At 39.0% G+C, this 13,992-nt stretch carries 10 protein-coding genes; 6 read left to right on the top strand and 4 right to left on the bottom strand.

Annotated elements, in window-relative coordinates; genetic code table 11:
• Window positions 1–63: 63 nt before the first annotated feature.
• Window positions 64–1,110: a LacI family DNA-binding transcriptional regulator gene (locus tag AC2TDL_RS10770; RefSeq protein ID WP_484696135.1), complete on the bottom strand. Its 1,047-nt coding sequence runs from the start codon at window positions 1,108–1,110 to the stop codon at window positions 64–66.
• Between the two features lie 230 nt (window positions 1,111–1,340).
• Here AC2TDL_RS10770 and AC2TDL_RS10765 point away from each other — a divergent pair, with 230 nt between their 5' ends.
• Window positions 1,341–2,174, top strand: coding sequence for a sugar phosphate isomerase/epimerase family protein (locus tag AC2TDL_RS10765; protein ID WP_484696134.1), 834 nt, complete (start codon window positions 1,341–1,343; stop codon window positions 2,172–2,174).
• A 105-nt stretch (window positions 2,175–2,279) separates the two neighbouring features.
• Here the strand turns inward: AC2TDL_RS10765 and AC2TDL_RS10760 are convergent, their stop codons facing one another.
• Complete coding sequence (locus AC2TDL_RS10760) at window positions 2,280–5,363, bottom strand: efflux RND transporter permease subunit (protein WP_484696133.1); 3,084 nt, start codon at window positions 5,361–5,363, stop codon at window positions 2,280–2,282.
• A gap of 109 nt (window positions 5,364–5,472) precedes the next feature.
• Between AC2TDL_RS10760 and AC2TDL_RS10755 the strand changes: the two genes are divergently transcribed.
• Entirely contained in the window at window positions 5,473–6,324 is an 852-nt protein-coding gene (locus AC2TDL_RS10755) for a TetR/AcrR family transcriptional regulator (protein WP_484696132.1), read from the top strand.
• 974 nt (window positions 6,325–7,298) lie between these two features.
• The gene (locus AC2TDL_RS10750) at window positions 7,299–8,327 is read left to right on the top strand and encodes an NADH:flavin oxidoreductase/NADH oxidase (protein ID WP_484696131.1); all 1,029 of its coding nucleotides are present in this window, start codon (window positions 7,299–7,301) and stop codon (window positions 8,325–8,327) included.
• Window positions 8,328–8,738: 411 nt separating this feature from the next.
• On the opposite strand, the gene chrA is transcribed toward AC2TDL_RS10750, so the two are convergent.
• Both chrA and chrB read right to left on the bottom strand, forming a co-directional pair.
• On the bottom strand, window positions 8,739–9,278 hold the full coding sequence (gene chrA, locus AC2TDL_RS10745) for a chromate efflux transporter ChrA (protein WP_484701138.1): 540 nt from the start codon (window positions 9,276–9,278) through the stop codon (window positions 8,739–8,741).
• Window positions 9,279–9,289: 11 nt separating this feature from the next.
• Window positions 9,290–9,877 (bottom strand): chromate efflux transporter ChrB, encoded by a 588-nt coding sequence (gene chrB, locus AC2TDL_RS10740; RefSeq protein ID WP_484696130.1) that lies wholly within the window; start codon window positions 9,875–9,877, stop codon window positions 9,290–9,292.
• Between the two features lie 220 nt (window positions 9,878–10,097).
• On the opposite strand from chrB, the gene AC2TDL_RS10735 reads away from it, so the two are divergent.
• The 3 genes from AC2TDL_RS10735 to AC2TDL_RS10725 all read left to right on the top strand — a co-directional run bounded on the left by AC2TDL_RS10735 (window position 10,098) and on the right by AC2TDL_RS10725 (window position 13,963).
• A complete protein-coding gene (locus AC2TDL_RS10735) occupies window positions 10,098–11,063 on the top strand; it encodes a substrate-binding domain-containing protein (RefSeq protein ID WP_484696129.1) in 966 nt (321 codons plus the stop codon).
• The gene (locus AC2TDL_RS10730) at window positions 11,060–12,490 is read left to right on the top strand and encodes a sensor histidine kinase (RefSeq protein WP_484696128.1); all 1,431 of its coding nucleotides are present in this window, start codon (window positions 11,060–11,062) and stop codon (window positions 12,488–12,490) included. The genes AC2TDL_RS10735 and AC2TDL_RS10730 overlap by 4 nt, the downstream gene beginning before the upstream one ends.
• Before the next feature lie 123 nt (window positions 12,491–12,613).
• A complete protein-coding gene (locus AC2TDL_RS10725; protein ID WP_484696127.1) occupies window positions 12,614–13,963 on the top strand; it encodes a response regulator transcription factor in 1,350 nt (449 codons plus the stop codon).
• The last annotated feature ends 29 nt before the right edge of the window (window positions 13,964–13,992 follow it).

Below are 13,992 nucleotides of genomic sequence, written 5' to 3'. Positions count from 1 at the left end.
ATTTCAATTCACTGTACCATCAGTAGTTGTCTGTGTTTTGCCTTGATCACTTTTCCTCAAATGCTAAAGGCGTCGACAAGACTCGCGAACGATTAAAGTACAGTCATAGGTTACTTCGCGAAGCCGTACGCCTTGCTCTTCAATTTGGCTAATTACCAGCTGCATCAAATCTTTAAACATATGCTTAAAGTTTACTCTAACGGTTGTTAATGGCGGATGATGACGCTGGCTAAGAACATGATCATCGAAGCCAATAATCGACATATGCTCAGGGACGGAAAGCTGATGTTTTTGCAAGGCACGAATTACGCCAAATGCTGCGCTATCGTTCGCAGCAATCCAAGCAGTGGGCAATTCTTGCTCTTTAGCCCCATGCAAAAAATTATCCATCGCCTCAAAGCCAGCCGTCTCATTAAAATCTCCTGCCAGCACCCAATCCTCATTAATTTGCAGACCTTGTTGCTGCATCGCGTCCATAAACCCTTCAAATCGTTGGATACCGGAAAGACGCTTAAGATCTCCATTTATTATGCCAATCTTGCGATGACCTAAGCCTAGCAAATAGGCAATCGCTTGCTTCATGCCTGATACATTATTCATATTTGCAACAATACGATTGGCTCGATGGTCTCCATTATGTACTTGATCAAATACACCAACAACAAACCCATCCCGAATAAGCTCATCGACAAGCGGCTCTTCCGTCTTTACAGCAATAAAGATGCCTCCGTCAATACGCCGCTGATGAAACATTTCACGCACATTATTCATTGTACTTTCGTCTGTAATATCGCGAATAATATAGGTGAGCAAATAGTAATTCAAATCAGAAGCGCTTTCCATAGCGCTAACGATCATCATATTTGTTAAAATATCATCAACAATTTCACTTGAACTGACAATAAACAAACCAATTGTTCGAGATTTTTTACCAGCCAGCATTTGCGCTGATACATTAGGAAAATAGTTTAGCTCTTTAATAGCTTTCATTACCTTTTCTCGCGTTTCTGGCGGCACGTTATCATAATTGTTTATAACTCTGCTCACCGTACTACGTGAAACACCCGCTAATAAAGCTACTTCATTACTATTGATCTTTGCTTTCTTCAACAAAACTTCCTCCGATGAACACGTGTTTACATTTATATTAGCCACACTGTCTGTTTCTTGTCAACTTTTCATTAATTCATTTATAAGGCTTCATAACTTATACTAACATGTTTACATAAACGCGTGTTCATGATATTCTGACGCTAGAGAAATACAAAAGCAATTTTTGCTTCACAGCGATTTCTATCAATCTACATCGTACAACAGTATATTAAGGAGAGGATAACATTATGCTGCGTCTTGGCGGACAAGTATTTATGGATAAGCAAAGTCCAGATGAGTGGGCAAAAGCTATGAAACAAGCTGGATTTCGCGCTTGCCCCTGTCCTTTTGATGGAAAAGATCAAGACTTAATGAAGGCATATCTTGAAGTTGCTGAGCAAAACGATATTGTTATTGCTGAGGTTGGCGCTTGGAGCAATCCAATTAGCTTAAATCAAAAAATAGCTCAGCAAGCTAAAGCCTACTGTATTGAACGACTTCAACTAGCTGATGAAATCGGAGCACGTGTATGTGTCAATATTGCTGGTTCAAGAGGAGAAGTATGGGACGGTCCACATGAGCTTAACTTAACGGAAGACACTTTTACTTTCATTGTTGATACGGTGCGCTCAATTATTGATGAAGTTAAGCCAAAAAGAACAAAATATGCTCTTGAAATGATGCCTTGGGTATATCCTAATAGCGCCGATAGCTACGTTAAACTGCTTAAGGCAATCGATCGACCACAATTCGCTGTTCACTTCGATCCAGTTAATATTATTAATAGCGTACATACCTATTACCATAACGATCAACTTATTAACGACTTCATTAATAAGCTAGGAGCCCATATTGTTAACGTGCATGCAAAAGATATTAATTTGCAGCCAAAGCTTACAATGCATCTGGATGAAGTGATTCCTGGTCGCGGCAACTTGCGTTACGACGTTCTGCTAAAGCGCCTGCACGCACTGCAACGGGATATTCCAGTTATTATCGAACATTTATCCACTAATGAGCAATATAAGGAAGCAGCAACTTATATCCGTACTGTTGCTTCTACAATTAATGTTCCTCTTTGATTAACCGCATCATTTTTTATCAAGCAAATTATTAATAACCAAGCAATTAAAAAACAGCTTCGTTCACCCTGCTAAATGCAGTTGAACGAAGCTGTTCTGTTTTGACTAGTTATCCATTACTTCACGACGGTTTTTCTTCAACATTTTAGAGAAAATTTCATAAATGACTGGTACGATAATTAACGTTAGCAACGTTGAACTTGTTAAACCGCCAATTACAGTAATCGCCAAGCCTTTGGAGATCAGCCCTCCTCCGCCACCAAACAACATCGGAATCATCGCGCCGATAGTTGCGATAGCTGTCATTAGAATTGGACGAAGACGTGTCGTACCTGCTTCTAAAATTGCTTCACGCAATCCCATACCATCACGTTCCATATGGATGATTCGGTCTACAAGCACGATAGCGTTAGTTACAACGATACCAATTAGCATCAGTAACCCCATCATAACTTGAACAGAAATGGTTTCGCCTGCAACAAACAAGCCAACCGTTACCCCAATTATAGTAAATGGCAATGAGAACAGGATTACGAAAGGAGCCAAGCCCTCACCGAACGTTACAACAAGGATAAAGTAAACAATTAATATAGCTGCCAACATCGCTATACCAAGCTGAGTAAATGCCTCTAATATATCAGCCATTACGCCGTCACTGCCAAGCTCGACTCCTTTAGGGAATTCAAGCTCGTCGATTTGTTTATCAATTTCGTTTGATGCCTTGGAGACATCATTACCGATAATTGTTCCTGAAACCGTTGCGTAATATTGACCCTTGCTTCGAGCTAGCGTATTTAATGCATAGCCCTCTTCAACCTCAACAATTTCGCTTAGTTTCACAGTAGTACCCATTGCGGTAGGCACCTGAATTGCAAGTAAATCATTAACCGATTGTGGTGTAAATGCTTCTTTTTGAACAATAACGTCGATTTTGTTGCCATCCTTTTCAAGCGTTGTTAACACATCTTTTGAGTTATCTGGATATAGCATCATTACAATTTGACCAGTTGTTAACCCATACTGTAACAAATTCGCTTGATCGACATGGAATACATATTCCTTATAGCTTTCTTCACGGGAAGAGGAAACATCTGTAAGATGTGAGCTGTTTTGCATCACCTCTTCGACCATCAATACGGAATCCTCTAGATCCTGCAAGTTTTCACTGTACAACGTGTAACTTACTTCATTGCTTGAAAGTGAGCTTGTCATAAAGCCTTGATTTTTCCAAGTTCCTGGATGACCAATTTCAGTAACATATTGTTCAATCTCGTCACGAACTTCTTGGAAGTTGTCCATATCCTCATCAAAAATAACATACATTAATGCGCCGCCAGCGCCACCCATCATCATCGTTGCTGTATCAGCACTATCTGATGAGGAAATAGACATTTGTACGATTTTTACATCATCACGCTCGAGCAACTTTTGCTCAACTTCAGATACATATTTAATTGTATCCTCTCTTAGCTCACCAGCTTTAGGAGAATACGTTAAGTACATTACTTTTTCTTCGTCACTGCCTAGGAAGCTAAGCCCTGTAGTAAATGCCAATCCAACACTTCCTGCTAATAATGCTAAGGAAATAAGAATTGTCGTCACTTTATGTCTTAGTGTCCAATCAAGCAATCCTCGATATTTTCTCGCAAGCGCTCCAGCTTCTTTATGCTTTTTAGAATCCTCTTTCTCACTGTATAGTTTTTTCTTAAATAAGAAATGGGATAATGCTGGAACAATCGTGATCGCAACTAACAAGGAAGCAAGCAATGCGAATGACATTGTTAATGCAAATGGAACAAACAATTCGCCAATCATACCACTTACGAACATTAGCGGCGCAAATACAGCCACCGTTACAAGTGTTGAGGACATAATTGGTTTAAACATTTCAATTGTTGCCTCGCGAATTAATGCTCGTCCGTTAAGCTTTTCCCCTTTAAGATGAAGACGTCGATAGATATTCTCGACAACGACAATCGAGTCATCAATAACCCGTCCAATTGCTACCGTTATCGCACCGAGCGTCATAATGTTTAATGTAATATCAAGCCAGTTCAAAATAAGTAAAGCCAAGAAAATTGAAACTGGGATTGAAACAATCGCAATAATCGTTGACTTTAAGTCACGTAAAAAAATTAAAATGATGAGAACCGCAATAAGACCGCCAAATAACGCTTTTTCTACCATCGTATATACGGATTCTTCAATCGGTTCTCCTTGGTCTAGTGTTGTTTCAACAACAAGTCCAGTTAAGCGCTCTTGCTCTTCCTTCATCAAATCTTTTACTGCATTGACAACAGTAACCGTGTTCGCATCCTGCGCTTTAATAATTTGGATCGATATTGCATCTTCACCATTTGTGCGAGAAAGTGATTTTACTTTACCGACCAATTCAATATTAGCAAGCTCACTAAGCTTTGCGAATGGCATTGGGTGCTGTTCATTCGGTGTAACCGGAATTAACATTTCCTTTAACTGTTCCAGAGTTGTAAATTTACCATCAACAGCAATCGCTTGTTCAGCTTCAGCAAATTCAAACAACCCAAGCGAAGTATACATATCACTTGCTTTAATCATGTTTGAAATGGTTTCCTCAGTTACACCGAGGCTTTCCATTTTTTCTTGATTATAAGTAATCTCTACTTCTTCAATATGTTGACCTGTAATTGAAGCCGATGCAACGCCCTCTACTTTTTGCAATTTAGGAAGAATAATGTCCTCTACTGTGCTTGTCAATTCTACAATATCCTCAGTAGTACTACTGATACTAAGCGCAAGTACAGGCATCATATTCATACTAATTGCTGTCACCATAGGTTCTTGTGCATTATTTGGTAAGACAACATCTTCAAGCGCAGACTTTAATTCACGCTTCGCCTCATCCATATCGGTACCATAATCATATTCAACCTGGATATTTGCCATACTCGAATATGAATTAGACAGTACCGTCTTTACCCCGCTTAAGTTTTCAATCGTTTTTTCAAGCGGTATACTTACTTCGTTCATGACTTGTTCGGGAGTTGCCCCAGGATAAACACTCATTACAATTAAGTAAGGAATTGAAATATCTGGAATCGTCTCCATTTTCATACGAGATGAAGAATACATTCCCGAAAACAATACAATTAAAGTAAGAAGCCAAACTGCTAGTTTGTTCCGTACAACAAAATTTACAATAGAGTTCACAGATCCACCTATCCTTTCTTGACTATATCTAATCTGTTTTTTATACTAATGACCAATCAGTCAGTTGTCAACTTGGACTTTAGGTCAAGTTAAAGCAAGGAGTGAAAGTATGTCAAAAAAAGCATTAATTGTTGATGCTGCGATTGAACTATTCGCAAAAAAAGGTTATGAATCCACATCAATACAAGAAATAACCGAGTATTGCGGAATTTCCAAAGGAGCCTTTTACTTAAGCTTCAAATCAAAGGAAGAATTATTCCTTTCCATTATCGATCATATCACAGCTAAAATAAGCACAACTATTGACCGAGCAGTCAGCAGCAACATAGATACAGAACGCAAGCTCTATTTGTACTTTTCACATTTATTTGAGTTTGTGCTATCTCATCGAAGCCTAGCGACTATTTTCACGTGGGAACGTCCAAGGCAAATTGAAGAGCAAGTCATTCAAAAGCTAGTATTCTACGAGCAACAGTTTTCTTATTCCTTCCTTGAGCTATTGGATTCGCTTTATGGAAAAGCTGTCGCCGAAACGAAGTATGATCTAGTCGTTTGTGTTAAAGGACTGCTCAAGGGATATATAGAATATATTTTATTTGAACAAAGACCGATTGACATCCCTGCACTGGCAGAAAGTCTTATCGATAAAATTCATGCGCTGGCTCTTCATTCCAGAAAAACTTTTTTAACTAAGGACACCTTTGATCATCCAGCCTGTTTCCCCAGAGCTGTCGTGACGCTTGAAAAAATAGAGCAGCAAATTGAAATAGCGTTGTCCCAAGCTGAGCAAGATCTAGAGAAGGAATCATTAATGCTATTGAAGCAGGAGCTGCAAAGCAATACTCCACAATCTGCTATTGCTCAAGGTATGCTTTATAATTTGCGCAATTTTCCAGGCTCTCAGCATATCGCCAATCTCGTTTCATTTTATAATAAGCAACAGTCATTTCGTCAGAGCTAGAGCGATCTGTGCTGAGATTATGTATGGATTGAATATGAACGCATGACCGCATGCTTTAAAAAGCTTAAGCTAATTGACTTGGAACAAGTAGCAACAGTCTATTTACGCTTTCACGTTCCGTTCCGTTTCAACTTTTAAGTAAGTTTTCATTATTTTGTAGCAGGAATTAATTAGATCATTTTACGAGTTCACTAAGCGATCATAACATTCACTTATGATGAAAATAGGACATATTAAGACGACTGCAAAAAAAAATACAATTTTAAGTTATAATTGTAAATGTATGTTCGAACCAATCTTGGTACGGATTAATGAAAGTGAATTTATTTAATTACTTAATAGTTTACTCTAGGTTAGTTCCCCATCAAATGGACAATTAGAGGATTTAATTTGATAAGCGGTAGAATGGCTATATTTATTATTCCCGTTATTTTTTGTTCATCAGCTCAGCTTCAGCAAGCCCTAGTTACTCTAGAGATATTTATCTTGAGACAACTTGCGGTCCTGGTTCAACTTCTTACGTTCGAGGTATGCAGTATGCAAGTGACAATGGGTACTATCCACAAGTAACATTTGTAAGAATATACTTTGAATGGTATAAAAATGGTGTGGAGCCCTAAACAAGATCAAGTGATTTTGTTATGGGAAAAAGGGGACGGAAGATCCGTATATTTTCTAATAGATTCAAAAGTAAATAAAGACGGCAGTAGAACATGGTTCCTAAATGGCTCTGCTAATATATTGGAAAAATAATAGATTATACAAATAATCGACCAGCAGGTTAACATAATATGTAACGGCTAATCAAGCTGTCCGATCGGGCAGCTTGATTTCATTACTGGGGCTACGAATATTTTTGCTGAATAAGATTGCAATATGTCGTAAGCCTTTAATATTACCTTTAATATGATATACTTTTTACAGTCATACATAATGAAATAATGCTGAAGCAAGAATGAAGGAGGCAGATATGGATGACCTATATAGATCAACCCTATAGCATAAAAGGATTACAATTAAAAAATCGAATTGTCATGGCACCGATGTGTCAATATTCTGTTGAAGCTCAAGATGGCATCCCTACGGAATGGCATAATATCCATTATGCTTCACGCGCAATTGGCGGGACAGGCTTAATCATTGTAGAAATGACAAATGTTGAACCGCGCGGCAGAATTACGAATCGTTGTCTTGGCCTGTGGTCAGATGAACATATTCCTGCTTTTAAAAATCTCGTTGATACAATACATCGTTACGGTGCCAAAGCTGGTATTCAAATTGCTCATGCTGGTCGCAAGGCACAGGATGCCCCGCTTCCAGTGGCGCCATCAAGCATCTCCGTATCTCACGATGATACAACACCTAAGCCTTATGCTTTATCAACAGAGGAAGTCGAGGAAATGGTGCTGCGCTTTAAGGAAGCAACAGAACGTGCTGTAGCTACTGGGTTTGACTGCATCGAGCTGCATGGTGCGCACGGATATTTGCTTCACCAATTCCACTCACCTGCCATTAATAAACGAGAGGATCAATATGGCAAAGATCTTGCCCTATTTGGTGAACAAGTAATTAAAGCTATGCGCAGTGTAATGCCAGAGCAAATGCCGTTATTATTCCGTATATCTGCAAAGGAGTATATGGAAGGCGGATATGATGTGGAGCACGCAATTGAAATTTCCAAACGCTATTTAGCTGCAGGAGTAGATTGCTTCCATATTTCTTCTGGCGGAGAAGGACCAGTATCGACTGTTCAGCCTAATAGTTCTCCTGGTTATCAGGTACCGCTTGCTAAAGCATATAAGGACGCTTTTCCGGGAGTTCCAATTATTGCAGTCGGCAGACTGGAGCAACCTGAAGTTGCTGAATCCGTCTTGGCAGAAGGAAATGCTGATTTAATAGCTATTGGCCGCGGTATGCTAGATGATCCATACTGGGCTCTGCATGCAATTAAGAAAATAACAGGCAGCATTAACCCTCCATATCAATATGCACGCGGGATGTAAATGGTAGTTTAATGCCTTACTTTGTAAATACAATGTATTACATGTATATAAGTTAATCAACTTTATTAACCAGTTAAATCTGAGTTTTAGTAAGCTTATGCTTGCTAACTCGGATTTTTCTTTTTATGCAAGGCATTAGTACTCTTGCTGATACAATAGCAGCAAAACAAGTATCTATGCTTTATTTCGATATAGTTATGCAATGTAACCCGCTCATATTGTAGGTTAAGACAGAAAACCTTCATGTTAGGACATATTCAAACCAAAACCAATGATATTACGTACTATTTCTGTAGTAAGCAATAACAAAATTAAAACCTGATACATTTCCATAAAAGATAAAGGAGTGCATCAGGTTTAATTGTACAGCTAAGATTTCAAAAGTTACATTACCCTTCGTTTTAAAGACATTTATCCCAAAAGCGGAATAACAATTGCTCCATAAGCAAAAGCACCAACAACGATAAAGGCTGGGTGAATTTTTTTTATTGCCATCGCCCACCAAGCAACAACAGCTAGCAAAATAGTTTGAATCCAGCCAATATCGAGGACAGAATCCTCTACCATTTCCCACGTTAGTACAATCATTAGCACGGCAATGACTGGCTGTACAAATAGACTAATCCCTTTTACTGCTTTCGATTCACGATACTTTTTTAATGCTTTTAGCATAATAATTAGCGCCACAACAGATGGCACGATCGTTGCAATTAAGGCAATCAGACTGCCCAATATCCCCGCTCCACTATAACCGACATAAGCAGCGATTTTAGTTGCTATCGGTCCTGGTAAGGCATTACCTAAAGCGATAATATTAGAGAAATCTCCCTGTGACACAAATGAATAACGTTCTACCACTTCCTCATATATAAGCGGAATGGAAGCTGGTCCACCGCCGTAACCCAAAATATTGGAAACAAGAAAGGCAAGAAATAAACGAAAAAGCTCTATCCAATCCAACGTTATTGCCCTCCTTGATCTTGTTTGCTACGACGAGCTTGAAGTTTTGCACGTAAAGCATAATGAAAGCTACCATAAAGCATAAACAGTACAATGACGATTGCAGGATGCAGGTCAAGCCATGATAGTAGCACTAACGCTATTGCCGTGCTTACAAGACCGACAACGATTCCCAAGCCTTTAAATGCCTTTTCCGCAAATTCATAGGCCATCATCCCTAGCATTACTGCAACAACGGGCACTACCGCACTAATCATCCCCTGCACTATCGGAGAATGACTAAAGAAGCCAACCATCGACATTAATAGCACCATTGCTAATGAAGAAGGAAGAATATGAGCCATGATCGCTACAATTGCTCCCAATGTTCCTTTTAATTGATAACCTAAATAACCCGCCATTTTTGTCGCAATCGGGCCTGGCAAAGTATTAGCCAGGACGAAAATTTCGCCAAATTCCTCATCGCTAAGCCAGCGATATTGTTGCACAGCCTCATGACGAATTAGCGGAATAACTGAAGGTCCGCCTCCAAATCCAATAATACCTGTCTTTAACATTGCCCAACATAATTGTCCATATTGATTTGTCATCTGTTTTACTCCTATTCCGAAGTATAGCTGTATTGTTTGTAAAACCTAATTTGATAGTAATTAATTTCCATTATATTTTATCTTACATTACTGCGACTGTCATAGTTTTAATATGTATGCTTTACGTTCAGGATATGATAATCTGACTATTAGACAAATAGTTCATATAACTTACGGTCATGCTAACACTAGCACGATTAAATTTGGATAGGAGCTTAACATGTATAAACGTTTGATTTCGATTTTATTATCGTTATCTGTGCTAATATCTCTCATCGTTTTTATTCATTCCGGCTTAAACATCCATGCCGCCTTACAGGAGCTCGAACAGAGCAAACCGCAAACTGATGTGCAAAAACGTATTATATTAATTGCACAAGAGTTGGACACTCCTTATTGGAAGCTGTTAGAGCAAGGTGCAAGAGAACAAGCTGAGGTATATGACTATCTGTTGCAATATATCGGTCCTATTCGCAACAATGCTCAGGAGCAACAGCGGTTGTTGCAAAAGGCGATTGCCGCTAAACCTGATGGCATTATCGTACAGGGCTTGACAGAATATGAGGAGTTAATTGCTAAGGCAGCAGAGCAAAATATTACAGTTGTTACCGTAGATATTGATGCTCCAAAAAGCCCTAGAATCGCCTATGTCGGAACGGATAATCTTGCTGCTGGGGAGCAGCTTGCTGAGCTGGTCAAGCAACGCGTGCAGTCGGATGCTCAACTAGGCATTATTATAGGCAGTGAGCAAGCTGATAATCAGCTTGCTCGACTTAATGCTTTTCGCTCTGCACTATCATCTTCTCCCCAAATTCAAATTATAAACAAGCGCTCCTCTAATATTTCTCGCCTGCAGGCTGCTAAAATGACAATCGAAATGCTGGAGGAGCATCCGCAAATAAATGTCATTGTTGGCTTAAGTGGACTTGATGCAATAGGCATTGTTGATGGACTAGATGCAATAGGAAAAGAGGATGTGCTTGTTTTTGGCTTTGATAACTTAGCCAATACAGAGGCGTTAATTGCTGAAGGTCGTATTGTCGGCAGTATCGTGCAACAGCCTTTTATCATCGGCAAGCAAGCGATCGATGTGTTATATAGTGAATTCAATGATTTGTCGTATCAGGCTAAAACTTATGTGCCAACAACCGTGTTAAGTGCCAGACAATCGGAGGAAACACCATGAAAATACGTAATTTATTATTTGTTGTTCTCCCACTCTTGTTCCTATGTCATGGTGCAATAAGCTTGTTACTTTTTAATAGCAGTCATCGTGTAAATGAAAGTTATGCTCAGTTTCAAGCAAGACTACTGTTATACGAGAACATTAACGAGCATACAAAACACACTGTTCAGCTTGCTAATCAATGGCTAACTAACCGTCAAGAACAGCAACTGAGTGATTTAGAAAATAACAACGAACAGCTTTCACTCTTAATCGAGCAATTAAAAAGCTACCAGCCGACTGCAAATGCAACTGCAGAGACATTTAGCCTGGAGCAATTAATGATTTCCTTTCAAGAAATTGCCCAGCGCTTTATTAACGCTGCTGCTCAAGAAAACTCTTTAGCATTAAGCAGTTATCTTGATGAAGCTCAACTGCTTGCCTCATTTATTAGCGAGGAAGGCTACACCTTAATTGGCTTAGAACTTGCAAGTTATCAAGAGCGCTATCAAACGATACTGAATCAGGTAAACAAGATGCGTATTGCGGGAATTATGTTAATACTTAGCACTCTATTACTATGCTTATGGCTTGCTTATATTATTTCCAAAGCGATTTCTACCCCAATACAGAAACTTGTCAATACAGCAGAAGGAATATCCCAAGGTAATTTGAATCAACAAATTCCACAATACAGTAAAAAAAGTGACTTTTATAGCTTAGCCGCCGCATTTAAACATATGCAAACAGCCTTAAAGCAACGGATTGAAGCGGAAAAGCAAGCATTAGAAAAGGACAAGCAGTTAAAAGAGATGGAACTAGAGGTACTAAAAAATCAAATTAATCCTCATTTTTTATTTAATTCCTTAAATGTTGTATCTAAGCTAGCGTTAATTGAAGGTGCAGAGCAGACAAGCGATCTGACCGTTGCAATCTCTAATCTGCTTCGCTATAACCTAAGACAGCTTGATACACCAGTACCGCTGCGTGATGAGGTAAAACATGCGGAGGAGTATGTTTACATACAGCAAGCTCGTTATCGCCAACGTGTCCAATTTCAACTTGAAATTGATGAGGAACAACTTAATACAACGGTTCCTGTGCTTACGCTGCAGCCTATACTAGAAAATATTTTTGTACATGGAATTGAAAAGCTTGAACATGGTGCTAAAATTACACTGCGCATATATGGTAACGAGCAGTATACGTGGATTACGATATCTGATAACGGTAGAGGAATGGATGAGGAAACTCGCTTGCAATTGCTGCAATATGAGCATGATTCTTTTAACAATAAACGCCCAATTAGCGGGCATTCAACAGGAATAGGAACACATAACGTATTCCGACGTTTGCAGCTGCTGTACGGCGAGCGGCATAGCGTCGAAATTCAAAGTGAATTAGGTCAAGGAACGACAATAACGTTACGAATTCCTAGACAGGTTTAATCAATTGTTACACATGAAACAAAGCCGATAATGATAGACGTACATTACAAATGGAAACGAAAAAATCTCATGCTGCGATCTGCGATTTTCAAAGTATGAAATGTAAGAAAAGGGGGAGATTATATGTATCGTATATTGATTGCTGATGACGAAGCTTTAGAGCGTGAAGGTATGCGCTGGATCATTAGTAACATGATGCAGCAGAAAATCACCGTAATTGAAGCTGAAAACGGACGAGAGGCACTACAGCTGGCTAGCATTCATAAACCGCATATTGTTTTTTTAGACATTCGTATGCCAGGTATGGATGGCTTAGAGGCACTTCGTGCTATTCAGCAAATCAACCCTCAAACGAAATTTGTCTTAGTTACAGCTTATGAAAGCTTTGAATATGCTCAGGAAGCAGTCCGACTTGGGGCTAAAGACTATATTGTAAAACCAGCTAAACGACAGGATATTGTAGCCTTAATTGAGCGGTTAATTATGCAAATAGAGCAAGAGCAGCAGAATCAAGATATGCTTGAAGAAAATCGACAACGCTTGAATAAGCTGCTGCCTCTAGTTAAATCAGAGCTAGCTCTTCGTCTTATTGCAAATGAAATTAATGAACAAGAAATTAATAATATTGCTGATTCCTTGGAAATAACACCAGCTTTGCTATGTGCTATTGTTGTCGCCTTACCAAAAGGCGAGCAACATCGAAGCCTTTTAGAGCAACAGACGCTTCATATCCAGCAGCAGCTTAGTATTACTTCACGTTATCAAATCATTAGCAGTCCATATATTAATGAGCATATTGTGCTGTTTATTATTCATGAATCGATCGATGCTTTACGAGAAATAATGGATTTAACAAGTTCCATAAGTAAGCAGTTAATGAACCAATATAAAGCATCTGTTCCGCAACAGGAGGTTCATATTGGGATTGGCAATGTGCATAAAGGCATCTCGGGAGCACGCCGCTCTTATTACGAGGCAGTGTTTGCTTCAACTACGATTATGGAACCTGAGCAAATTTGCTATTTCCATCAAATTGAACACTTGCAACCACAGCCACATTTTATTTTAAAAAATGAGCAGTATGCCTATGTGCAAAAAGCGATTGCTCTTATTCAACAAGAGCGAGAGCAGCAAACTTTTTCACTCGTTGATGCAGCAATCCATTATATCGAGCGCTTCTACCAACGTGATTTATCTTTGGAGGATGTAGCTGAACATGTGCATTTGAATCCTTATTATTTCAGTAAGGTATTTAAGCAGCAAACTGGAGAAAATTTTATCGATTATCTTACGCGAATTCGGATAGAAAAAGCTAAGCAATGGATGACGTCGAAAGATCTGAGTTTGAAAGAAATTTGTCATCTTGTCGGCTATAATGACCCTAATTATTTTAGTCGAGTATTTAAAAAAGTAACAGGTGTTACACCATCGGCTTATCGTGCTGCACAGGACGCCGAAGAAGTCGATAATTAAAATTGTGCTAGTTTAACACAAATTAGTGA

The sequence above is a fragment of the Paenibacillus sp. plas6 genome (genome assembly GCF_057221655.1).
The sequence above is the reverse complement of the archived record's forward strand: the minus strand, read 5'-3'. Positions and strand labels throughout refer to the sequence as shown.

Coding starts and splice junctions, on each gene's coding strand:
- AC2TDL_RS10750 (WP_484696131.1), top strand. CDS start 7,299: ATGACCTATATAGATCAACCCTATAGCATAAAAGGATTACAATTAAAA.
- AC2TDL_RS10735 (WP_484696129.1), top strand. CDS start 10,098: ATGTATAAACGTTTGATTTCGATTTTATTATCGTTATCTGTGCTAATA.
- AC2TDL_RS10755 (WP_484696132.1), top strand. CDS start 5,473: ATGTCAAAAAAAGCATTAATTGTTGATGCTGCGATTGAACTATTCGCA.
- AC2TDL_RS10730 (WP_484696128.1), top strand. CDS start 11,060: ATGAAAATACGTAATTTATTATTTGTTGTTCTCCCACTCTTGTTCCTA.
- chrB (WP_484696130.1), bottom strand. CDS start 9,877: ATGACAAATCAATATGGACAATTATGTTGGGCAATGTTAAAGACAGGT.
- AC2TDL_RS10725 (WP_484696127.1), top strand. CDS start 12,614: ATGTATCGTATATTGATTGCTGATGACGAAGCTTTAGAGCGTGAAGGT.
- AC2TDL_RS10765 (WP_484696134.1), top strand. CDS start 1,341: ATGCTGCGTCTTGGCGGACAAGTATTTATGGATAAGCAAAGTCCAGAT.